A 24,451-nucleotide genomic window follows, 5' to 3' on the forward strand; every position below is an offset into this window, starting at 1 on the left:
GGATGTACACATTTAATGACTACTTGGAGCAATGGGCCGGGCACATCGGCGGCAGTCCTGCGGTGGCCGATGCCGAGCAGGAGCTGACTTACAGTATGCTGCTGTGTAAGGTGCGCGAGCTGCAGGGCTATTTGCACTCACAGGGCTTGCGCGAGGGGGATGTTATAGGGATATCGGCTCCCCGCTGCGTTTCCCTTGTCCTCCTGTATGTGTCTGCATTGGGACTTGGACTGTCTGTCGTTCCGCTTCCCGAGCAGGCAGCGGAAATCCGGCTGCAGCAGATTTTATCCCTGATCCCGGTGAACGTTCTCATTCAATACGAAGGATACAGCCAGCCGGGCAGCAAGTCCTATGTAATGTGTAGGATCAGGCCTGCTAAGGACGGCTATATAAGAGAAACGGACAGTACTTTTATTCCATATGAATTGAGCGACAGCTATGCAGGCTATACGTACTCCCCGTCAGAGGCCAATGCCAGTTACTATAATCTCACCTCAGGCTCTACCGGCAGAGTTAAAGCGGTGAGAACAGGGAGCCGGGAGATTATTATGAATGCGCTGCTTGTCAGCGAGCGCCTCCCTCTTAACACAGAAGACTGTTACTGCTGTCTGTTTGCCCCGGATATGCACCCCCATGAACTATTTACCAGACCTCTGCTGTTTGGAGCCCGGTGTCTGTTGTTAGCCAATCACGAATTACGGAGCTTCGGGCATCACATGCGTGAGCACCGTCTGACACATTTGCTGGCTACTCCGCACACCTTGTCGTACCTGCTGAAAATATGCCAGAGCCGGGAAGACTGGCAGAGCATTAGATTCCTGCTGGGGACCGGGGAGAACGTTCCATACGACCTTAGGTTCAAATTCTATAACAGGACGGGAAAAAAGCTGATATCGGTTTGGGGATGTACGGAGACTACGGGTATCGTACTGGTGATGCCGGAAGCTTCTTTTCTGGAGGAAGGGACTATTCTGGGTCTTCCTGTGCCCGGATATGAGCTGATGATTGAACCGGTCAGCGGTGAATTGCTGATACGCGGGGATAGCGTAATGAAGGGTTATTGGAATTATGAGGAACAGCAGCCTGTTGATCAGAATGGCTACTATCATACGGGAGATACGGTTACCTGTAATTCCGATGGTGTGCTGACGTTTACCGGCAGAACAGATTCTTTCATTAAAGCGGCAGGGAGAAGGATTTCACTGCATGAGCTGGAACAGCAAATCGGGAGCCTGCCCGGCATAGCGGAGACAGCAGCGGTTTATTCGGATGTAAGCCATACGGTAGGCATCTTTTACTCGGCGAATTCGGAATCAAGCAGACTGTATCCTGATATTCTTCAGCTGCTAAATGATGCGCTTGCGCCTACTAAATTCCGTATTATGCAATGCGCCGGATTGCCAAAGCTTACTAGCGGTAAAATTAACAAAAAAGAATTGGAAGCAAAGCTTGAATAAGGAGGCGCCCGGTATGAAATCCCAGGAATTTATTTATGAGCTTTTAGAACGCAAATTTTCTGTACAAACGGCAGGAATTCATAAAGACTCGAAGCTGCGGGAATTGGGTCTCGACAGCTTTGATATATTCTTTTTCGTTACAGAACTGGAGAACAGGCTTGGTTGTAGTATTCCTGATCAGAATTTACTGTCTTTTCAGCGGATTGGTGATGTCATTGACTATATGGATCGTAATCAGGTGAAGGCGGGGGATAACGCTTGAATAAAGATGAAATCATTCAACTCTTAACGGCAGACGGAGAAGAGCAGCAGATGCTTTATGACACAGCGAAAGGGGTCAGAGATAAACAGTTTCCGGAAGGAGTCAGTATTAGAGGAGTCGTTGAGGTATGTAATCTCTGCCTGTGCAATTGCGATTATTGCCCGATGCGGCGGGATAACCTGAAAAACAACTCGCTGTTTACATTGAACGAGGTGGGAATCCTGGGGGCGGTTGAGCAAATGACAGATTGCGGAATCCGTACAGTGTTCCTGCAGGGCGGGGAAAATCCGGCAAATACCCGGATAGCAGGAGGTGCCATCCGCAAGATCCGCTCCATGTACCGGGATGAAGTGAATATTATTCTGAACCTGGGTGTGAAGACGGCTGCGGAGTATGCTTACTTATTCGAGCAGGGTGCGAACGGTTATATTCTGAAATTTGAAACAAGTGATCACATCAATCATGAGCGGCTCCGGCATGAGGCTTTGGATAAAAGGATTGAGGCGATTCAGATGCTGCTTGAGACCGGTTATGAGGTGGGCACCGGAATGATTATCGGTTTGCCCGGCCAGACCATCGACAGTATCGCTGACGATATTCTGTTGGCTAAATCACTGAATGTGCATATGTGCAGTGTGTCGCCTTTTTTGCCGGCTCCGCACACTCCCCTTGAGCATTACAGCAGCGGTTCGATTGATTTGTCGCTGAATGCTATATCTATTATGCGGATTTTACAACCTGAATGGTTGATCCCTTCCGTAAGCGCTCTGGAAAAAGTCAGGGCGGGAGGACAAATTGCCGGACTGAATGCCGGAGCGAATGTAATCACGGTTAACTACACACCCAAACAGGAATCCGGGAAATATCATATCTACGGTGAAAATCGCTTTGTAGTCACCCTCGGACACGCTTTGCAGACCATCGCAGGCGCCGGACTTCAGGCCGCTGCTGATTTGCGCAAGCCAGCGGCAGGACCGAATGCTATTTCTAAGGAGACTAATCATGAGAGTATATCAAGCTAAGCCTTCACTGATTCTGGTCGATCAGGCGGTGCGGAATGCAGGAGCGCCTGCCGGGCTTCCGTTGAACCCATCTTACTATGTACGTGACACTGAGAATAGAAGGACAACGGTATTGGAAACGGAGGCCTTCAGCTTATTGACAGAGCTGATGCAGCCTCTGGAGTACGCTGAGCTGCTGAGCCGGTACGGGGGGGACGAAGAGGAGCTTCAGGCGGTTTTAGATTGGCTGACTGCCCAGGATTTATTATTGGGCGGGCCGGCTTCCGGGCAGGCCAGGCTGCTCACGGGCAGCTCCGAAGAGCGTCTAAAGGGAATACCGATGATTCCCCGGACCATTATGTTCAACTGTACCCCTAAATGTAATTTACGCTGCAAGCACTGCATTGTATCTGACAAGCACTATAAGCAGCAGGATATTCTGCGGTTCGAGGATATGCAAGCTTTTCTGGATGAGGCAGATGCCTGCGGTGTGGAGAATGTAGTTCTATCGGGCGGAGAGCCTTTGCTGTGGCAATCGATCTATACCGTTATTGAGGATTCTTTGAATAGAAGCTACACGGTAATTCTATATACCAACGGCATGCTCATCAATGAGAAGTGGCTAACCCTGTTCCGGAGCATACAGGAGCAGAAACCCGGCGGCTTAAAGCTGCATGTTTCCCTGGATGGAGGAACCCCGGAAACACATGACGGTGTCCGGGGCGTCACTGGAAGCTTTAACCGGATCATCGGGTCACTGGAGCAGCTTAACCGCCGGGGAATACCTGTTGCTGCCGTTGAAAGTATGGCTACAGCGGAGCTGTATTCTGAACTGGATTCGTTAATCGCCATTTGCCGCGAGAATGGCGTCGGGAGTCTGTATCTGCACCCCGTATTCAACTTTGACCGGAATCCGCAGATTCAAGAGCTTGAGCTGGAGTGGGACAGCCGGCTCCGTTACTTGCATAGAGTCAGTGAGCTTTCCGGCCTGGAGCTTGGAGTCGAGTTGTATTACAGCGACCCCTATTTTCCCACGGGACTCTTTCAGGAGAAGCCCTCCCTGGCCCGGAAGAACGCCGAAGCTTTCTTGAACGGTATTCTCAGCGGAAACCGCATGGAGGGCGGCAATTATGATGTTGTTAAAAGGGATAAGGATGTCTTAATGAATTGTGATGGCGGTGTGAGCCAGATGTTTGTTGATTATAACGGGGATGTGTATCCTTGCATGATTTATGCGAATTCGGCCCGTCCGGTTGATCACTGCGGAAATGTTACCCGAAATTCGCTGCTTGAAGTCTGGAATTCCGAGGGGATGAACCGGGTAAGAAAAGTAATGAGCCGCAATGAGCTGACGGTCTGCAGCCAATGTGAACATTTTGACCAATGCGGGCCGACTGTCAAGAAGTGCAGAATCGCATCTGAGATTGCTTTGGGTGATTTTTTCGGACCTTCCTATTTATGTGTAAGATATGCTGCGCAGCTGGGAATTGCCCCTGAATTGCTTGCTTCCTACCGGCAAGAGCTGCTTAATAAGTAGATGGGGCCGCCTATGAATGCTGCAAAAGGAAAGAAGAACCGGCGGCTGTGGAACGGATTCTCTTATCTGTTTATCAGAACGCCGATAGCGGCGTTGCTAATCATTGCAGGACTATGCGGAGGCTTATTCATTTGGGCGAACGGCCTCCTTCTGCAACATTATGTAACGGTCAGCGGCTCGGCATCTTTGTCGGAGGAATATATGCTTGTACGCTTAAAGGGGAATTATGACAGTTCCTATATTGAAATCAGCGATACTGCAAGCTGGTATTTAAGTGCGGACGGAAGGCGATATACGGGAACGGTCGTAGCGGTGCAGGCCGAACCGGGCCGGAGTACTGTCGAGCTTGAAATCAGCCGCAGCGAATGGACACGGGCCAATACAGAATCCGGCAAGGCACTTTCCGGACAGCAGGTCTATGTGGAAATTCCCCAGGGGCAACGAAGCTTGTGGTTCAAAATGATTCATAAGGGAGAACGCCTATGAGGAAAACAATTTATACGCAGATGAAACCGCTGTGGCCGATTATCCGCCGGTACAGGTGGAGTTTCATCAATTTGTTCATCTGCGTTGTGGTTACTTCTGTAATCGGCATGGTTTATCCCTATATCTTCGGAATGCTTATAGATGAAGTGTTCTATCAGAGGAATCTCCAGTTCTTGAAATATATCGTGATTTTGTATGGCGCTGTTTTTGCCGGAGAGCAATGTCTGCATATCTGCTTTAACAGTGCCTGGGCTTATCTGGCTACCCGGTTCTCGTTTGATATCCGTAAGACGCTTTATGATAAGCTGCTGTCACTGCGGCCGGCATTTTTCACTGCAAGCAAATCCGGTGATCTAATGACCATTATTAACCGGGATACCGAAGAAGTCTTGGCCTTCATCCATCTGAATGTTTTTTTTCTAGCAGCTAATATCCTCCGTTTGCTGACAGCAGTAGCTTTTGTGCTGTATGCAAGCTTTTATTTAGGGCTTCTGATGCTGGTGGCCGTTCCGGCGGTTGTTTTTGTAACGGTGCTGTTTAACCGGAGATTACGGACCAGACTGACGGAGCAGAGAGAGCAATATGGCTCACTGATGAGCTGGTGCTTTGAAATGCTGGCAGGCTTGCAGGATATCAGGCTGCTGGGGGCCGGAAAGTACAGCTCCAGAACATTTGTACATATGCTGATCCAATATATGCGTGTTAAGAACAGCTCAAGTAAGCTGGAATGGATCTCTGAAAGAACGGTAGGGTTAATCAGTCTTTGTTCTGACCTTGCTTTGTATATTACGGCATGCTATCTCATTATCCATCAGCAGCTGACGCTCGGCGTCTTTATTGCAAGTATGGAATACTTCTCCAAGGGTGGTGAGCTGCTGCAAAGAATTAGCGGCGCAAGCCGCAGTATTCAGCGCAATAAAGTGGCGATAGACCGGGTTATCTCTCTGCTTCAGGAGCCCGAAGAGAATAAGGGATCAGATTTACCCGGTCTGCGGGTGACAAAGGGAAATATCGAATTTGACAACGTTTCCTTCAGCTATACCCCCGAAACTCCGGTTTTACAGAACCTGAGCCTTGTTATGGAGGGCGGAACGACGGTGGCTCTTGTAGGCAAAAGCGGAAGCGGGAAGACCACATTGGCTTCTCTGCTGCTGGGTCTCTATAAGCCCGATTCGGGAGAAATCAGGGTTGACGGAACCCCCATCAGCCGATGCAGCCTGCGGTCCCTTCGTCAGGTAGTCAGCACCAGCGCACAGGAAACCTTTCTCTTTGCAGGCACACTGCGCGAAAATTTACTTTGGGGAAGCGTTTATCAGGAGGACAAGGCACTGTGGACTGCTTGTGAGCAGGCATTCATTTCAGAATACATACGGACACTGCCCGAGGGCTTGGACACCTTGATTGAAGGAGACCACGGACTGAGAATGTCGGAGGGACAAAAGCAGCGCATATCTCTGGCTCGCTCCTTTTTGCGGCCAGCTCCGATCATTATATACGATGAGGCCACCTCGGCACTCGACGGTGAAGCAGAGAAGGCTGTGCGGGCCCAATGGAATAACCTTGGCGGGAGCAGGACGGCTATTGTTATTGCCCACCGGCTGTCCACGATATTAAGCGCTGACAAGGTAGCGGTCCTGGATAACGGGCGGATCGTTGCTTATGATCATCACTTGCGGCTGTTGTCTGACAGTGAAATCTACCGCCGGCTTTTTTATGAGCAATATGCGGAAAACGGATTGGGGATGAATCATGAAGAAACTGCAGCACAATATCAGGCTTAAGCTACATTACATCAAGGCTTTCAAGGCTGAACTGCAGCCCCGCCGTAATGAGCTGGGTATGCTCGCCGGTTGTAAGATACTGCTGCTTGGTTTAGGGCTGGTCTCACCTTTACTGTTCAAGCTCCTGATTGACAGGGTTATAGTACAGCATGAAATAAAGGCGCTTTGGCTGATTTGTTCCGGTTATGTTGCTGTATATGTTATGCAGTCTATCGTTACGGGCGGACAAACCTTTGTGGGTAACAAATTTACGAACCGTGTAACGTTTGCTATACGCACAGCTTTATGGAACAGATATCTCAACATACCGCTCAGTACGTATAGCCAGCTGAACACAGGGGATCTGAAGGGGAGAATGGACCAGGATACGGATGCGGTGGACCGTTTGTTCAAGGTGCAGATCATGGAGTACGGCTATAGCTTTGCATACCTGCTGGCGGGTGCAGCCATGATGGCGGTCTTCAGCTGGAAGCTGGCACTGGTCGCTTTGCTTATGGTGCCGGTCTCCTTCTGGATTACGGGTAAGCTTGGCATCCGGGCAAGAGAGGTTTCCTCAAGCTACCGGCAGATTTACGGGGAGTACGAGGGGTGGCTTCAGCAATCCATCCAAAGCTGGCGGGAAATTAAGATCAACCGGATGGAGAAGCGGAGTTCGCTCAAATTCACAGGCTATTGGCATGCGATGAGCAAAGTTTTTTTTCAAAAAGAAATGTACTGGTTTCTCAACCGTGTCCTTCAGGAGTTCAAGGACCTTTTTATTACAAGAATGAATCTTTATTTTCTCGGCGGCCTGCTAATCTTTCACGGAGAAATGACGATCGGCGGCCTGCTGGTGTTTATGAAGTATTATGAAATGCTGTTTACGCAATTAAGAGCTATCAACGATTTTGATATGCAGTTTAACGGCGATGTGCCCGGTCTTGAAAAAATCTCCTCCATGCTGGCTGAAACGCCAGATACAAAAAATAAAACTAGAGTGAAGCCAACGGCAGATCAGAATCATCTTCCTGTCCTGCAATTTAAAAACGTTTCTTTCCGTTATAATGATGAAGGTTCCGCTGTGCTGAGGGATATTTCATTTGCTGTTCAACCTGGGGCAAGGATAGCACTTGTCGGCAGGAGCGGCTCCGGCAAAAGCACAATAATCAAATTGATGCTCAGAATCTGTCAGCCTTCTCATGGAAACATCCAAGTGGGCGGACGGGAGCTACAGCAGATTGGTGAAGCCGAATTGCGTAAATCTTTTGGTGTAGTCATGCAAAATCCGGCCATTTTTAACATGTCTATCCTGGAGAACGTCAAGCTGGCCAGGCCAGCCGCTTCAACAGCGGAAATCAAAGAAGCCTGCAGGCTGGCCGAGATGGAAGAGTATATCGGAAAGCTGACCCATGGCTATGATACAGTTATCGGAGAAAAGGGGGTACAGCTGTCCGGCGGACAAAAGCAGCGGCTTGCTTTGGCCAGAGTGCTGCTGTCGAATGCCAAAATCATTATTCTGGATGAAGCGACCTCTATGCTTGATCATATTACAGAGGCAGCCATTCATCAGACCTTTGCCAAGCTGCCGTCTGACCGTACCGTAATTATTATTGCCCACCGTCTTTCCTCAGTAATGTACGCGGATGAAATTCTGTTGCTGGACAACGGGCAGATCGCGGATCAGGGCAAGCATCAGAAACTATGGCTGGAGAATACCCTCTACCGGCTGCTGTTTGAGAATGGAATGGGATCAAGCGGTCCCGTTGTAACAGCTAATCGGACTTAGTGACAGGCAGCTCTGAAGGGCTGCTTTTTTTGTCGTGACAGTTTACTTAAAAAATGAAGGATTTAACAGCATTGCTGTCGAATATACGGTTCGGATATATGTAGCTGCATTTGTTAATAGTAAATCTGTAAATAAAATAATATAGAAGCGGGGAATAGACATGCCATATACCGTTGATTTCAATGAGGTGTCTGCAGTGGGGCTGGAATCGTCTCCTGTGGCAGAGGCGCTGGCCGGATTGCGGGCGAATGAAGCGCGTTATTTTATGAACAAGTACAAGCATGTGTTCACAACCGTACCGGCAGGTGAAAGCCAGGAAGACCTTGACTATGCGAACCGGATTCTGAAGAATGAGCGCAATATCGAGTTTGCCGCCAAGCCGCTGGAAACCTCAAGCTTTCAGGTGGAAAATATCCGGTTTACCTATGTCTTCTATGAGGACGGCCTTGCCATTAATGTAATGTACACCGTAGATGACCCGAAGAAGCGGGCTGTCGGCTTCAAGCTGTCCGAGGGAATGGACGTGCCCAAGGAACTGGAGGAGAAGTTCAAGTTCGCGCGGCAGAAATCGAAGCTGGCCGGAACGATCCGCGGGTCCTTTTTTGTGATCAAAGGAGAGTACTGAGCAGGGCAGCTTCCACGATTTAACACCCGCTTAACATGCTCCATATCTTCACGTGATATAACAGAAACATTCGGTTATAAAGAGGAGAAGATTAGATGAAGCTGAGCAAAGAGGAGAAATCATGGATTCTGTATGACTGCGGCAATTCGGCCTATTCGATGGCGGTGACGACGGCGCTGCTGCCGATTGTGTTCGGCATGTTCAACAATGTGGACAGCAGCATGGATTTGGGCTACTTTAATTCGATTGCCAGCATACTGGTGGCGATACTCAGCCCGATCCTGGGGACGATTGCCGATTATAAGGACCGGAAGAAGCGCTTTTTTATCTTTTTCGCGGCGGTCGGAATTTTGGCTACGGCTTCACTGGCGTTCGTCTCACCGGATAGCGGGCAGTGGCAGCTGCTGATTGCTTTTTACATTCTGTCAGCGATCGGGTTCGCCGGGGCTAATATTTTCTATGACTCCTTCCTGGTGGATGTTTCGGCTGATGAGCGGATGGATAAGGTTTCGACGAGGGGCTTTGCGTTCGGGTATATTTTCAGTGTCATTCCGTTCGGGATCAGCCTGCTGCTGATATTTGTGATGGGCATGGATAAAGCCTTCGGCTACCAGATCGGATTCATCATTACGGCGCTTTGGTGGGGACTGCTGACCGTGCCGATGATCCGCGATGTGAAGCAGCGCTATTATATCGAGCCGGAGCCTAAGCCTGTGGCCAAAAGCTTTAAAAGATTAGCGCTTACCTTCGCCAACATCCGTCAGCATAAGATTGTGTTCGTGTTCCTGCTGGCGTATTTCTTCTATATCGACGGAGTTGATACGATCATCAAAATGGTGGTACCGTATGCAACGTCGGTGCTTGGTGCGGACTCACTGGACACGTTTACCCTGCTCGGGATTCTGCTTATTATTCAGATTATTGCCTTTCCGTGTGCGATTATCTATGGCAATCTGGCCAAAAAGTACTCTGCGCGCAAAATGATCATCGCCGGCATTTTTACATACATCATCTCCTGTATTGCGGCCTTCTTCATTACTTCTGTCTGGCATATCTTCGTTCTGGGAGCGCTGATCGGTTCAGCCCAGGGAGGCATTCAAGCGCTCAGCCGGTCGTATTTCGCCAAAATCATTCCGAAGGAGAACTCCAATGAGTTCTTCGGGTTCTATAATATTTTCGGAAAATTTGCTGCGATACTCGGGCCTGCCCTGATGGCTCTAACCACTACGTTGACGGGCAATGCCAGCTACAGCATTTTGTCGATCATTCCGCTGTTTCTGATTGGTTTGTTTGTCTTTATCACCTTACCTAAGGGGAATTAATATGGAACCGAACACGGCGCTTACGCCAAAAGCGAAGCATCTGATCGTCATCTCCTACGATGCCTTTTCGGAGGACAACTGGGAGCTGGCGAGCCGTCTGCCCAATCTGGCAAAATTAATGCAGAACGGTGCTTACAGCAACCGTCTGCGCAGCGTGTATCCGACGCTTACCTATGTCGTTCATACGACCACTGCGACCGGTGTCTACCCTGATAAGCACGGCATTCATCACAACAATCCGCTGCAGCCGTTCGTGCCGGAGGAGGATCAGCACTGGTTCTGGTTCCGTGAGGCGATTAAGGCTCCGACGATCTATGATGCTGTGCGCAAGCAGGGGATGAGCACCGCAGGAATACTCTGGCCGGTGTCCGGCAAGTCCTCCATTCAATATAATATTCCGGAAATCCGGGCTCTGAAGGGTGAGAATCAGGCGCTCAAAGTGCTCCGCAGCGGCAGCCCGCTATACTCGATCCAGATGGAGCTGAGGCACGGAAAGATCAGGCAGGGGATTCAGCAGCCTTATCTGGATGACTTCACCACAAAGTGTGCTGCGGATACGATCAGGCGCAAAAAGCCCAACCTCCTTATGCTGCATCTGATCGATCTCGATGATGCCAAGCATCAGTACGGGACTGACAGCGAGGAAGTGAAGCAGGTCATCCTGCGGATGGATAACCGGCTTGGCCAGATTATGCAGGCTGTCGAGGATGCCGGGATCAGGGACGATACGGTAATTATGGTGCTCGGGGATCACGGGCAGTTCAATGTGCGGTACAAGGTGCATTTGAACAAACTTTTGCAGGATAAGGGCCTGATCTATGAAGAGAACGGCGAATGGAAATGGCGGGCATACTTCCAGTGCGGCGGCGGTTCGGCTTACCTGCATATCCGGCCGGGGGATGCTGAGGCGGAGCTGCTGGCCCTTGAAGCTGTAAAAGAGTACATGGAGGATGCTGCGTCAGGCGTTGAAGAGGTGTATACGAGAGATAAGCTGGACTCCCTGCATGCCAGTCCGGTAACCGGCGTTATGCTGGAAGCCAGGAAGGGCTACAGCTTCGACGAAAGCCTGGACCAGCCGTTCATTGTTGATCTGGCAGCACACGGCATCCGTTATGCCACACACGGCTATTCTCCTGATAAAAGCGGCTACCGCTGCAATATCGTTGTCTCCGGCAGGCAGATCCGGCAGGACTTTTCCTTCGGGGAACTCGAAATGGTCGACATTGCCCCGACAATGGGACGAATTCTTGGAGTAGCCTTCGGGCACGGGGACGGGCGGGTGCTGGAGGAGATTTTTGCGGAAGCAGAATAAGCAACAGGATAGGAAGGTCTGATGTTTACAGCCTGCCGGGATTATGCCGGCGGGCTGTTTGTGTGCGGAGTGCAGCAGGGCGCCTTATATACGCTAATACCGGAAATGTTCATTCTATACTAGTTTTTGAGTCTTATAATCCTAACGGCATAATTATTCTTTACGTTACAATGGCAATGCAGCCAGCTGAGCTTCAAGAAGAGGCCGCCAAGCAAGAATATAATCCATGAATAGCCGAATAAGATCGATTGGCTTATGTCAGGGACTGCGTTACATTAGGGATAGCTTGAATGAGCTTGCAGAGAGGAAGATTACAGATGTATACATTTAAAGAGTATAAGCAGCCGGAGATCCTGCACAATCACTTAAATCTCGGAGGAAGTAATCCTGCAGGAGAGAAGATTGAGGTATCAAGTTTATATATTACGCGTGGCGGCAAGCCGTTCATTCCGGTAATGGGTGAATTCCATTTCTCCCGATATGCCAGAGAAGACTGGTATGATGAGCTGTGCAAAATGAAAGCAGGCGGTATAACGCTTGTGTCTACGTATGTCTTCTGGATATACCATGAGGAGATTGAGGGAGTATTCGATTTCTCCGGCGACAATGATCTGCGTGCTTTTATACTGGAGAGCCAGAAGGCCGGCCTGGAAGTTGTTCTGCGCATCGGCCCATGGGCGCACGGCGAATGCAGAAACGGCGGATATCCGGATTGGCTGCTTGAGAAGCCCTACAAGCTGCGCGAGAATAATCCGGAGTATCTTGCCAAAGCCAAGATCCTGTATGAGAAAATTTCGGAGCAGGTTCAAGGCCTCTTTTATAAGGATGGGGGTAATATCATTGCCGTCCAGATCGAGAACGAGCTGACCAATGATGCAGAGCATCTGGCTAAATTGAAAGAGATGGCCATAGAGTGCGGAATGATTGCGCCTATTTATACTGTAACAGGCTGGAATGCGGTCTCCGGTGCCAAAATCCCTGTTGACGAGGTGGTTCCAGTATTCGGAGGCTACTGTGAAGCCCCATGGGAGGATCATCTGAATCCGCTTCCGCCGTCGCCGCATTATTTCTTTACCGGTATGCGTAACGATACAGGAATCGGGGCGGATCTGCTTCCGCGCGGGAGTGAAGAAGACGGTGATTGGCAGCTGCCGTATGAACGCTATCCTTTTGCAACCTGTGAACTGGGCGGCGGTGTGCAGGTGACCCATCACCGCAGACCTGTCATCAGAGAGATGGATATTTACGCGATTTCACTTGTGAAGCTCGGTGACGGCAACAACCTGATCGGTTATTACATGTACCATGGCGGGACGAATCAGATCGGTAAGCTGTCTACCTTCCAGGAATCGAAGGCTACGGGCTATCCGAATGATTTGCCGGTGCTCTCCTATGATTTTCAGACAGCGCTCTCAGAGTATGGGGAAGCACGGGGACAGTACCGGCTGCTGAATCTGCTGCATCTGTTTGTGCAGGACTTTGACCAGGCCCTTGCCCCGATGACCCGGGTAGAGGCTGAGCAAACCGTGAAACGGGATGATACGACATCCTTGCGGTATGTTATGCGTACGGATGGTAACAGCGGATTTGTTTTTATCAACCATTACCAGAGACTCTCGCAGCTCGAAGATGTTCGGGGTGCTGTAATCGACACGGGGACCGTTATCTTCCCGGCGATTGATGTGTGCGGAGAGGTCAGCTTCTTTATGCCTTTCCGGATGGATCTGTCCGGGAATGTGCTGAAGGTTGCGACAGCTCAGCCGCTATCCAGATTAGGTAATACCTATTTCTTCGCCCAGATCCCGGGGATTGCTGCGGAATATCAGTTTGAGGACGGACGGACATTCACCCCTGAAGCCGGAATAGAGTCAGCATTCCAGGTGAATGATGTCAGCGTTATTACACTCACTTGGGAGCAGGCCAAATATTTACGCAAGCTGGATGGGGAACTTTATGTCGGAGAGAAGTGTGACCTGTACAAGGCTGACGGCGAAATCCGTTCCATCGCCGATGGGTCATTCGGTTATTGGCACTGGCAGGGCAATGGCTTTGCATATAGCACTGTCGAGAAGCCTTTCTCTGAACCTGTCCTCTCTCTCGAAGGTGTTGAACAGGCTCCATTTGAACCTAAATATGCAGAGGAGCTTCATATCGGCGGCGAGCGTAAGGTCTCCTGGCAGAAAATAAAGGTTACAGGCTCTCAAGGCTTTGTAAATATTGATTATTACGGTGATGTTGCACAGCTATATGCAGACGGAGAGCTGGTTGCTGACAGTTACTATTACGGAGAAAGCTGGAGAGTGCCGGCAAAGCTGCTGGAGGGGAAAAGCTGTTATCTTGCCGTTTCTGAAATCCGTGATGATTTCTATAGGGAGTGAGTTCACACGATAAATGGAGGATGACAAATGTCCGTTGCAGCAGAGACCCAGATTCTTGATTTGTCAGGGCGTTGGCATTATGCGCTTGATCCTGAAGACCAGGGGGAGCCCGAAGAGTGGTTCGCTTCCCATATACCCGGCAGTCCTCAGCTGCTGAGTCTTCCCGGTACATTAACACTGAACGGAATTGGTGAGGTGCAGGAGTGGAACGGTGAAATGAACCGGGAAGCTGTACGCTCCCTGCGTCAGCGCTATATGTATCACGGTGCGGCATGGTATGAATTGGAGTGCAGCGTACCGGCCGAATGGGCGGGCAAGCGGTTCAAGGTGTTTCTGGAGCGGGTCATATTCCAGTCTGCGTTATGGGTGAACGGTCAGCCAGCCGGCAGGCAGGATAGTCTGTCCGTTCCGCATGAATATGACATAACCCCGTTAATAGAGCCTGGAGCGGTGAACCGGTTTACCATCCGGATCGATAACCGTGATGTTCAGAATATCGGTGCTTTTCCAAGTGCATATACTGAGGAGACCCAATCCATCTGGAATGGAATCGTCGGACGAATCGAACTGCAGGCCTCTGAGCGGTTCATGATTACAGATCTTCAGGTTTACCCTGAACCCGGCCTGCGTTCAGTGAAGGTGAAGGGCATCTGTCACAACGCTTCCGGCATTGAAGCATCCGCAGTGTTTAGGGTGGCTGCGAAGATCTGCCATGGTTCTGCAGGCCATGCCGCTCCTGCGGCAGAGCACCCATTGCAGATTGCTGCGAATGAAAACGTAAGCTTTGAATGGCTGTATGACATGGGGGAAGGGCCCTTGTTCTGGGACGAGTTCAATCCCAATGTATATGAGCTTAAGATTGAAGGGGACGTTGCACTCGGCACAGAAATGATGCGGACCGGATGCAGTTGCACCTTCGGCTTGCGCAGCTTTGAGCGAAACGGACGGCTGCTTGAAGTCAACGGAAGACCTGTCTTCCTAAGGGGCACGCTGGAATGCTGCATTTTCCCGCTGACAGGCCATCCTCCGATGGACATTGAGGCATGGTTTACCCTATTCGGGATAGCCAGAGATTACGGATTAAACCATATCCGTTTCCACTCCTGGTGCCCGCCGCAAGCCGCGTTCGAAGCGGCTGACCGGATGGGAATCTATCTGCAGGTTGAAAGCCCGATGTGGATGGATACCTGGAACTGGCCTGCCGGATCACATCCTGAGCATTATACTTACCTGCCTCTTGAGGCACAGCGGATTATCGGGGCGTACGGCAATCATCCTTCTTTCTGTATCTACAGCAACGGCAATGAGCTGAACGGTGATTTCGAGCTCCTTCACCGGATGGTGGCAGATTTGAAAGCTCAGGATAACAGAAGGCTGTACACACTGACGACGAACTGGGACCGGCCGCTTGACCCGGCTGATGATCTGTTCTGTGCCCAGACGGTGGATGAGGCCGGAGCACGCGGTCAGTACTTCCTGAACGAGATGGCTGCCTCCACCATGATTGATTTCCGTGAAGCTGTTTCCAGGAGGACGGTCCCTGTTGTTACCCATGAAGTGGGGCAATACACCGTATATCCTGATGTTGAGGAGATTGGCCTGTACACCGGTGCCCTGCGTCCGGTTAATCTGGAAGCTATCCGGTCAGATTTGGCTGCACACGGCTTACTCGGGGATATCCGCAAGCTTGTGCACGGCTCCGGAATGCTGGCGCTCCAGCTGTACCGTGAGGAGATTGAAGCGGCACTCCGTACGCCGGAGCTGGGCGGCTTCCAGCTGCTTGACCTGCATGATTTTCCGGGGCAAAGTACAGCTACGGTAGGTATCCTGAATGCATTCTGGCAGTCCAAGGGACTTATCGGTCCAGGGCAATTCCGGGAATTTTGTGCTCCGACAGTGCTGCTGCTCCGGATGCCGAAGCGTGTATACACGAATGAGGATATCTTTACAGCACAAGTGGATATAGCCCACTTTGGTGAAGCTGAGCTGCAGCCCTCCTGCATTAAGTGGACCATTAAGAATGGAGAGGGAACTGTTCTGCAGCATAGCTTCATAGAGACGGGGAAGATTTCCTTTGGTTCCGGGATAAGCCTGGGCCAATTTACATCAGAGGCGCTGAAGGAGGTCCGGTCAAGTGACCGGTTAACCGTAACGCTGGAGCTGGACGGTTCGGATATCCGGAATGAATGGCCAATCTGGGTATATCCGGGGAGCGGAATACAGACGGAGATTGGGCCCGGGATCACGCTTGCAGACTCACTGGATGATGAGCTTCTGCGTAAGCTGGCGGCCGGAGAGCGTGTTCTCTTTACAGTCCGGGCTGCAGAGCTGGAGCACACGGCTCCCGGCAAGTTCCATCCTGTATTCTGGAGTCCGGTGCACTTTGCCACTGAGAATCCATGCGGAATTTATGTGGATGCCGGACATCCGGCGCTGGGCGGGTTTCCTACCAGCGAGTACGCGGAATATCAGTGGAAAGACCTGCTGGACCACTCAGTATCCCTTGTCATCAGTGACAATATTCCGTTTAACCCGATTGTTCAGACAATTCCTAACTTCTATCACAACCGCAAGCTGACGAGTCTGACGGAATATGCGGTCGGTGCAGGCAGACTGCTGATCTGCGGCATCAGCATTGAAGAGAATCTGGCAGACAGGCCTGCAGCGGCACAGCTGCGGAACAGCCTGATTAGCTATATTTCCTCTGATGCCTTTAACCCGGTAATATCTCTGGAAACAGACCAGCTGCGCGAACTGCTGAAGAAGAAAGAGCCTTCTACCGGAACAGAAGCCATGCAGGCTCCACGGGGGAGTGAGCTGGCCTTGGGCAAGGCAGCCTCAAGTGACAGTGTGAAGGACAGTGCTCATGAAGCGCACAAAGGGAATGATGGCATCGGCCATACGAAATGGCTGGCGAAAGATGATCTTCAAGGCCACTGGTGGCAGGTCGATTTAGGTAAGGAATATTCGATTACCGGAATCCGTGTGAAGTTTCAGCAGGAGGGGAACTTCCTGTACGTTATTCAGACTTCACTTGACGGGGCGGAATGGAAAGTTGCCGCGAACCAGACCGGTCAAACCTCGACCGTCCAAATACGGACTGACCGATTTGAAACAGCCGGAAGATATGTGAGAATTCTCTACAACGGATTGCCGAAGGATTGTTGTGCAGGACACTATTCTTTTGAGGTTTTCGGTAATTAGCCGGGAGAGAAATGCAGTAAAATCCAGAAAGCTTGAAATAAGTCGCGAAATTTGCGACTTTTTTGTTTTATTCACGTATATGTATCTTAATATAGGCTTAAATACGCAAAAAGGAGCGATGCATCTTGAATTTCATGAATGGGGATGGCGAGAATCCGGTGCCGGGACGCAAGCTGCCGGGGATGAAACCGGGAAATTACAAAAAGATCGGAATATGGGGAGCCGCTGCCGCGGTGTTGATTTATCTGGGCTCAACCTCCTTTTATACCGTGCAGGAGCAGGAACGTGCAGCTATCCTGACTTTTGGGAAATATACGAATGAGTCCTCAGCAGGACTGCATTTCAAATGGCCTTATCCGATACAGGAAGTAATTACAGTGCCTGCGGAGCTGACCCAGAGGATACATATCGGGTACCGTCAGGAGGCTGAGGGTTCGGTAGCCGTTGAAGATGAAGCGATGATGATTACGGGCGATGAGAATATCGTCTCAGCCGATGCGGTAGTACAATGGAAAATCAGCAATATCCGTGATTATCTGTATAACATTGATGATCCGGAACAATTCCTGCGTAACTCAGCCAGCTCATCCATTAGAGCAGTTATCGGTTCTGAGAAGCTGGATTATGCGATTACAGACGGTAAGACGGTTATTCAGGATAAAGTCCGTGAGCTGCTCATCGACCTGCAGAAAAAATATAACACCGGCATTCAGATCATTGATATCAAGTTCCAGGATATTGAGCCGCCGAGTGGCCAGGTAGAGGAAGCCTTCCGTGAGGTAACCAATGCCCGTGAAGAGAAGAACACGAAGATCAACAATGCCAAGAAATATGAGAACGATATCATCCCGAAAGCACGCGGTGAAGCGCAGGCGCTGCTCGAGAGAGCCGAAGGCGAGAAGAAATCTCGTATTCTTAATGCGCAGGGGGATGTAGCCCAGTTTAATGCGATTTTTGCCGAATACAGCAACAACCAGAGTGTAACCGAAAGCCGGCTGATTCTGGAGACGCTGGAGACCATTTTGCCTAGTGCCAAGATCTTCATAACCAACTCGAATAGTGACACTGTGAATTATTTGCCGCTGAATGAGCTGATGCGCAGTACTTCTGTCAGCCCGTCTGCTTCAGCCGCACCGCAAGGAGGAACAGCAGAATGAAAAAAAACCAGATCATCACACTGATATCAGCTGTAATTCTAGTCATACTGCTTGCCGGCTCTATGTATGTAGTGAAGGAAGGTGAATATAAGGTGGTTCTCCGTTTCGGTGAAGCGATGCGTGCCGTTGAGGAGCCCGGCCTGAAGCTGAAAATCCCTTTTATCGAGAATGTCTCAGCACTTCCTAAATATCAGATGACGTACGAAAGCTCGCCAACGAGCATTTTGACCAAGGATCAGAAGCCAATTGTGGTTGATAATTATACCGTATGGAGAATTACCAACGCCTCACAGTTCCTGAGAACCGTACAATCTGTAGGCGGCGGAATTCAGCGTATTGACGAAGCAGTCTATAACTCGGTGCGCCGGAAGCTGTCTGAGGTCAATTACGAAAATATTATCAGTGAAGACACCGGACGGGGCAATATTAACGATGAGATCACCAAAGACGTCATTTCCGCCCTTACCCGTGATAATTACGGGATTGAAGTTATTGATGTACGGATTAAACGCACAGATCTGCCTGAAGAGAACAAGCAAAGTGTATACAACCGGATGATTTCGGACCGCCAATCCATTGCTGCACGCTATCTGTCTGAAGGTGACGAGGAAAGTAAGAAAATAACCTCCAAGGCCGACCGTACCTCTACCGAGCTGATTGCCCAGGCCGAAGCAGACTCCAAGAAAATTATCGCTGAAGGCGAAGGGGAAGCTGCCAGAATCTATAATCAGGCTTACGGCAAGTCTCCTGAGTTCTACAGCTTCTACCGTACCCTGCAGAGTTATGTGACCACACTGAAGAATGAGCCGGTGATCATGATCCCGATTGATTCGCCATATGCCAAAATACTGCTTGGGCAGTAGCATTTCCCTAATAAACGCTTCATAGAATCAAAGCAGCGGTTCTCCTTTACTGGAGGGCCGCTGTTTTTTCGAAATATAAGAATTTATATGTTTTACGCTATCAATAATCCTTATATTTCTCGCAGGAACGGTTACCGCCTTCTCTGAAGGACGGCATAGCCGTTTCTACTTGTTAAAGGCGGCTCTTTCCGCAAAGCAACAAATGTCGATGCAAAAGCAACGTAAGACTATAGTTACCACGTGCCTGATATGTTTAAATACACTAAGATTCTATATTTGAGTTATATGAGAGGGTGCACAATAAAAATGAATAATCAACAGCTTGGCTTAAAGCCGCCATTGGGCTGGAACTCCTGGAACACCTTCACCTGGGACATTAATGAGCAGCTGATCCGGGAGGCCGCGGATACCTTTGTTGCAGAGGGATACAAGGCTGCAGGATATGAGTACATTGTAATTGATGACTGCTGGAGTCTGAAGGAAAGGGATGCAAAGGGCAATTTAGTCGCCGATCCCGAGAAATTCCCGAGTGGAATGAAGGCGCTTGCCGATTATATTCATTCCAAGGGGCTGAAATTCGGGATGTACTCCTGTGTAGGTACGCATACCTGCGCGGGGTATCCGGGGAGCTTTGAGCATGAATTCCAGGATGCGGCATTACTGGCAGAGTGGGGCGTAGACTTTCTGAAATATGATTATTGCTTTAAGCCCAGACATATTTCAGGAGAGCTGCTGTACAAGCGTATGAGCTTGGCGCTAAAAACCTGCGGCAGGGACATCCTGTTCTCGGCATGCAACTGGGGTGAGGATAACGTATATCACTGGATCCGCGAATCGGGAGCGCATATGTACCGGTCTACAGAGGATATTCAGGACAGCTGGGAATCGGTTAAAAAGCTGACGTTGTCGCAGCTGGATAAAGCGCGCTATACGGGGTCATTTTGTCATAATGATCTGGATATGCTGGTCGTCGGCATGTATGGAGGCAGCAACAGCAGCTTCATCGGTAATCAGATCGGCGGCTGCAGCGATGCGGAGTACAAGACCCATTTTTCGTTATGGTGCATGATGGGGTCTCCGCTCATGATCGGCAGTGATATCCGGACCGCTAATCAGGAAACCAAGGATATTCTTTTGAATAGGGATCTGCTCGCCATTAATCAGGATGTAGAGGGGCGCGGTGCCTACCGCATTAAGCCGGAACCGCAGTGGTTCCATACAGATGATGTCTTTATGCTGGTAAAAGTGTTAACAGACGGAGACCTTGCTATCGGCTTTTTCAATCTGAGTGACGGTCAAAGGGAGATCTCGCTGCAATTCTGGGATGTCGGAATCCCGTATGCTTCGGGCAAATCGTTGTCCTTATACGACTGCTGGGAGCACAAAGAGATCGGCGTATTCAAAGAAAGATATGCTCCCGTAGTTGCTGCTCACGATTGTCTGATTGTGCGTGCGAAACTGGTGTGACGGGCAGCATGAGTGTACACAGGACATGCAGAACCTGCGGGGTTCCCTTAATGACCGATGATGTGGCAATATACCTGAAGCTTGTTACACGAAATGCTAAAGACTTCCTGTGTATAGATTGTCTGGGCGAACAGCTGAAATGCGGACGAGAGCCCATTGAGCAGCTGATACAATATTTTCGGGAATCCGGGAACTGTGTGCTGTTTCGCTAAGGGCTGCGATGGGCCTGCCTGTACTCAGACGGAGTATGCAAAGTTGCTTTTTTGAATACTTTTGAAAAATATAACGGGTCCTGGTAGCCCACGGAATAAGCCAGCGACTTGACGGATAATTCAGAATGAACAAGTAATTCACAGGCACGCTGAATCCTGACGGCTGTCAGATAGCCGGAAATAGAGATGCCGTTCACTTGCTTGAACAGCCTGAACAAATAGCTGCGTTCAATCTTAACAAAATCCACGACATCAAGAACGGATAAGGAGGACCTCCAGTAGTTGCTTTCAATATAATCTCTGGCTGACAAGGCATAGTCTTTTTTCAGGACAGCCCGGGAGCTGGGATAGTATTCCATGTAATAGGATAAAAGCAGCTGTAATCCTGCATCCGCACGTTCCCGTTCAAACGGTGCTGTTCCGGCAGTTTTAACCATTTGAAACATTGGCTGAAAATCCTGCGGAGAGGCCTTCAGGACCGGATGGTCAGGTGTAATGCTAATCATCGGCAGCAGCCGGGAGGCCTCCGGCCCGCTAAACTCAATCCAGTAATATTCCCACGGGTCCAGGGGATCAGGATAATAATACACCTCCATGTGCGGGAAAATAATAAAGCTTTCTCCCGTCTGCACTGGAAAAGTAGTCTGACCGGTTTTTAAAAAGCCCTTGCCGCTGACAATGTAGTGAAGGGCATACACATCACGGACACCAGGCCCCCATTTATGTAAGTTTGCAGGCTTATATCCGTTTCCTTTACTCATTGAGCCCTCGGTGAAGCTGTAATACATAGCATCCATAGTCAGCACCCGTATCCTGTTGAGTTTTCAGTTCACTTTCGCCTTGATTAGCCACATTTAATTCTTTTCGGGAGCATCTGTTCAAAAAGAAGCTGCGCATAGTTGCGCAGCTTCTTTTACAGCTTGGTCTATTACATATCCAGCTCAGTAAAAGCGTAAGGCAGTAATTCCCTCAGCTTCAATTCGAGGATATCCCGTTTGTTATTAGTCAAATATACAGGCATATCAGGTGAACAGAATTCCGCCATTACCTGTCTGCAGATGCTGCAAGGAGGCAAGTAATTCTCCGTATCCCCTGCAATGGCAATTGCCTGGAGATCACCTTTGGTATAGCCGTTAGTAACAGCCGTGAAAATAGCGGTCCGCTCTGCGCAATTCGTTGCCCCAAACGATACATTTTCTACGTTAACTCCGTTAATGACAGTACCGTCTTTCAGCAATAATGCGGCACCGACCGGGAATTTGGAGTAAGGCATATAAGCGGATTTTTTAACGCTGCGTGCGCTTTCCATCAGTTGCTCTTTATTCATACAAACCACCCTTTTCAATAAGAATGAACCTCTATAATCAGGTTCCCTTATCGCCGGCAGACAGCCGGCAGGACTTCTAATATTATAGATTGAAGAACTTATTGTCAATGCGTAATTAAAAAAAGAAAAGTGCAAAGGCTGCAAAAAAGTCTGATTGCCGGAATTACAACGGATGGATTAAGCTGGACGAAAAAGATGGGGGCTTTGCTTATGAAGTTCGGTTATTCGTTCACACCGGCAGCTGACAGCTGCTATGACAGGGAACAAGGCTACGGTTATGCTGCAGCAGCGGGAGGCTCGAAAAATGAAGATTTGAGGGATTCGTGGCCCGGTGATTATTTTGCAGAAGGGGTACCGACGCTCCTGATGGATGTGCCTAACGGCAATTATAGGGTGACGCTGCAGATCGGCTCGGCGGATAGGTCCGCCGTTACGACAGTAAGAGAAGGGCTTGGCCGGATAAAGCTGCTTGATATGAATACAGGGGCTGGTGAGCTTATGACCAGAACATTCGCTGTCCATGTTGATGACGGTCAGTTAAAGCTGGCCTTTGGCGGAGCAGCGCCTGCTGTACAGCATGTGAAGGTAGAGCGGGCAGCCGGTATTCCTACCCTGTATCTTGCCGGAGATTCCACAGTGACGGATCAGCCGTCCGGCCAATTCCCTTATTCAGGCTGGGGCCAGATGATCGGGCTGTATCTGAATGAAGGGATAGCGGTAGCCAATCATGCGCGTTCCGGGAAAAGCGCCAAGACCTTTATCCAAGAGAGCCGGCTGCTGCGGATTGCTAAAAAAATCGGTAAAGGCGACTTCCTGCTCCTTCAATTTGCCCACAATGATGAGAAGGAAAAGGAGGAGGGCGAAGGACCGTTCACCACCTACCAGCAATACTTGAAGGAGCATGTTGAGCTTGCCCGCACCGCCGGGGCATATCCTGTGCTTGTAGCGCCCATGCACCGCCGGTTCTTCGAACCGGACGGCTCTATCCGCAATACCCATGGCGATTATATTGAAGCGATGCGGCAGCTTGCTGTACGTGAAGCCGTGCCGTTTGCGGATCTGGCAGGCTTAAGTAAAACGTACTTTGAGGAGCTTGGCGAAGAACGGACCAAGGACATATTCCTGTGGGCAGAGCCGGGCCGATATCCAAATCTTCCGGAGGGGGCACAGGATAACACTCACTTCTCGGAGACGGGCGCTATTCAGATAGCAAGGCTGGTGGCAGAAGCGATTCTTCAGAGCGGGGAGCAGAGACTGAGCCGGTATGTTGCACCACTGTGAGTATAGAACCTCTTGCAGCCGGGGATTTGCGGTGTGTTATCCGCATTCAATGGTAACACCAGCCTGCCGGTACTGCTCAGCAAGCTCCTGTGAAAGTCCCTTGTCTGTCAGGAGTACATCCACCTGATTCAGCGAGGCGACGGTCCGCAAGGCGATCTGGCCGAATTTGTGATGATCGGCTGCGGCGAATACCTTACGGGCGGTTTGCACCAGGGCTTGCTTGTAATCCAGGGAATCGCCGGTATAGACCGTAAGGCCGTGTGTTATATGTATGGCAGTAGCGGAGAGAAAGGCTTTTTGAATGTTCAGCTGCTGCACATAAGCTACAGCCTCCGGCCCGGCCAGTACATTGCGGACCCGGTAGCCCCCGGGCACTACGAGGCGGATCTGATCCTTGTGAACCAGCTCGCTGATAATATAGACATCATTAGTGATGACCGTAAGCGGCATATTGTCCAGCCGCCGGGCAATCTCCAGTGTTGTGCTGCCTCCGTCCAGGGCGATAATATCGTCCTGGGCGATGTGGGCCAGCGCCAGCAGGGCAATTTCCCTTTTCTCTGCGGCGTGCTTATCCAGCGGCTGCCTGGAGGCCAGAATGCCGAACTGATCGGTTTGCGCCAGCACCGCTCCCCCGTGGACGCGCTGAACCAGACCCTGCTCCTCCAGCCTGCTCAGATCCTCACGGATTGTTTTTCCCGTTACCTGCAGTTTATCGCTAAGCTCATTGACCGTTACATTTTTCCGGTTCAAGAGCACTTCCATAATCATTTCATGGCGCCGAACAAGATTCATACGTCTGCCTCAACCTTCCGTGTGTGTTTACTCTATTCTATAATTCTATATTCACTATTCTATATAAGCCCGCTCTATTAATAAAGCGTAGCGTGCTGCACTTGAATCAAGTGGATAGCTGATAGATGTTTATTTTCGTTTATTATTCTTCAAAAAAGTTCATTTATGAATTATAATGTTCATTATAGTTTATTTCCAAACCTACTATGTCTGGAGTGCTGA

Annotated in this window: 19 protein-coding genes; 16 read left to right on the top strand and 3 right to left on the bottom strand. The window is 50.0% G+C overall.

The features are described 5' to 3' along the window. Positions 1–2 precede the first annotated feature (2 nt). The 15 genes from R70331_RS11505 to R70331_RS11575 all read left to right on the top strand — a co-directional run bounded on the left by R70331_RS11505 (position 3) and on the right by R70331_RS11575 (position 20,617). Entirely contained in the window at positions 3–1,457 is a 1,455-nt protein-coding gene (locus R70331_RS11505; RefSeq protein ID WP_042175514.1) for a class I adenylate-forming enzyme family protein, read from the top strand. Positions 1,458–1,470: 13 nt separating this feature from the next. After that, complete coding sequence (locus tag R70331_RS11510) at positions 1,471–1,719, top strand: acyl carrier protein (RefSeq protein ID WP_042175518.1); 249 nt, start codon at positions 1,471–1,473, stop codon at positions 1,717–1,719. Further along, positions 1,716–2,741, top strand: a complete 1,026-nt coding sequence (locus tag R70331_RS11515) for a biotin synthase BioB (protein ID WP_052419027.1) — start codon at positions 1,716–1,718, stop codon at positions 2,739–2,741. Before R70331_RS11510 ends, R70331_RS11515 begins: the two co-directional genes overlap by 4 nt. Then, entirely contained in the window at positions 2,722–4,257 is a 1,536-nt protein-coding gene (locus R70331_RS11520) for a radical SAM/SPASM domain-containing protein (protein ID WP_042175520.1), read from the top strand. The genes R70331_RS11515 and R70331_RS11520 overlap by 20 nt, the downstream gene beginning before the upstream one ends. Positions 4,258–4,269: 12 nt before the next feature. Next, positions 4,270–4,743 (top strand): hypothetical protein, encoded by a 474-nt coding sequence (locus tag R70331_RS11525; RefSeq protein ID WP_156131111.1) that lies wholly within the window; start codon positions 4,270–4,272, stop codon positions 4,741–4,743. Then, positions 4,740–6,524 carry an ABC transporter ATP-binding protein gene (locus R70331_RS11530; protein WP_042175523.1) on the top strand — a complete coding sequence of 595 codons (1,785 nt, stop codon included), beginning with the start codon at positions 4,740–4,742 and terminating at the stop codon, positions 6,522–6,524. Before R70331_RS11525 ends, R70331_RS11530 begins: the two co-directional genes overlap by 4 nt. Continuing rightward, on the top strand, positions 6,493–8,289 hold the full coding sequence (locus tag R70331_RS30490; protein WP_052419028.1) for an ABC transporter ATP-binding protein: 1,797 nt from the start codon (positions 6,493–6,495) through the stop codon (positions 8,287–8,289). The genes R70331_RS11530 and R70331_RS30490 overlap by 32 nt, the downstream gene beginning before the upstream one ends. Positions 8,290–8,449: 160 nt before the next feature. After that, positions 8,450–8,914 carry a DUF8821 family protein gene (locus tag R70331_RS11540; RefSeq protein ID WP_042175526.1) on the top strand — a complete coding sequence of 155 codons (465 nt, stop codon included), beginning with the start codon at positions 8,450–8,452 and terminating at the stop codon, positions 8,912–8,914. Positions 8,915–9,009: 95 nt separating this feature from the next. Next, on the top strand, positions 9,010–10,236 hold the full coding sequence (locus tag R70331_RS11545) for an MFS transporter (protein WP_042175528.1): 1,227 nt from the start codon (positions 9,010–9,012) through the stop codon (positions 10,234–10,236). Position 10,237: 1 nt separating this feature from the next. Next, entirely contained in the window at positions 10,238–11,548 is a 1,311-nt protein-coding gene (locus R70331_RS11550) for an alkaline phosphatase family protein (protein ID WP_042175529.1), read from the top strand. 317 nt (positions 11,549–11,865) lie between these two features. Then, entirely contained in the window at positions 11,866–13,926 is a 2,061-nt protein-coding gene (locus R70331_RS11555) for a beta-galactosidase (RefSeq protein ID WP_052419029.1), read from the top strand. 27 nt (positions 13,927–13,953) lie between these two features. Then, positions 13,954–17,130 (top strand): DUF8487 domain-containing protein, encoded by a 3,177-nt coding sequence (locus tag R70331_RS11560; RefSeq protein WP_042175531.1) that lies wholly within the window; start codon positions 13,954–13,956, stop codon positions 17,128–17,130. A 134-nt stretch (positions 17,131–17,264) separates the two neighbouring features. Next, complete coding sequence (gene hflK, locus R70331_RS11565) at positions 17,265–18,287, top strand: FtsH protease activity modulator HflK (RefSeq protein WP_081947842.1); 1,023 nt, start codon at positions 17,265–17,267, stop codon at positions 18,285–18,287. Then, positions 18,284–19,150, top strand: coding sequence for a protease modulator HflC (gene hflC, locus R70331_RS11570; protein ID WP_042175532.1), 867 nt, complete (start codon positions 18,284–18,286; stop codon positions 19,148–19,150). The genes hflK and hflC overlap by 4 nt, the downstream gene beginning before the upstream one ends. Before the next feature lie 306 nt (positions 19,151–19,456). Continuing rightward, a complete protein-coding gene (locus R70331_RS11575) occupies positions 19,457–20,617 on the top strand; it encodes a glycoside hydrolase family 27 protein (RefSeq protein ID WP_042175535.1) in 1,161 nt (386 codons plus the stop codon). A 208-nt stretch (positions 20,618–20,825) separates the two neighbouring features. Here the strand turns inward: R70331_RS11575 and R70331_RS11585 are convergent, their stop codons facing one another. Together R70331_RS11585 and R70331_RS11590 are read right to left on the bottom strand one after the other, a co-directional pair. Further along, positions 20,826–21,626 carry an AraC family transcriptional regulator gene (locus R70331_RS11585; RefSeq protein WP_042175539.1) on the bottom strand — a complete coding sequence of 267 codons (801 nt, stop codon included), beginning with the start codon at positions 21,624–21,626 and terminating at the stop codon, positions 20,826–20,828. Between the two features lie 131 nt (positions 21,627–21,757). Then, entirely contained in the window at positions 21,758–22,156 is a 399-nt protein-coding gene (locus R70331_RS11590; protein ID WP_042175541.1) for a cytidine deaminase, read from the bottom strand. 210 nt (positions 22,157–22,366) lie between these two features. On the opposite strand from R70331_RS11590, the gene R70331_RS11595 reads away from it, so the two are divergent. Then, entirely contained in the window at positions 22,367–23,437 is a 1,071-nt protein-coding gene (locus tag R70331_RS11595; protein WP_052419031.1) for a rhamnogalacturonan acetylesterase, read from the top strand. A gap of 36 nt (positions 23,438–23,473) precedes the next feature. Here R70331_RS11595 and R70331_RS11600 read toward each other — a convergent pair whose 3' ends face one another. Beyond that, on the bottom strand, positions 23,474–24,229 hold the full coding sequence (locus R70331_RS11600; protein ID WP_042175545.1) for a DeoR/GlpR family DNA-binding transcription regulator: 756 nt from the start codon (positions 24,227–24,229) through the stop codon (positions 23,474–23,476). Positions 24,230–24,451 lie beyond the last annotated feature (222 nt).

Origin of the sequence: Paenibacillus sp. FSL R7-0331 (assembly GCF_000758645.1) — a bacterium.
GTDB classification, from domain to species: Bacteria; Bacillota; Bacilli; order Paenibacillales; family Paenibacillaceae; genus Paenibacillus_AQ; species Paenibacillus_AQ camerounensis.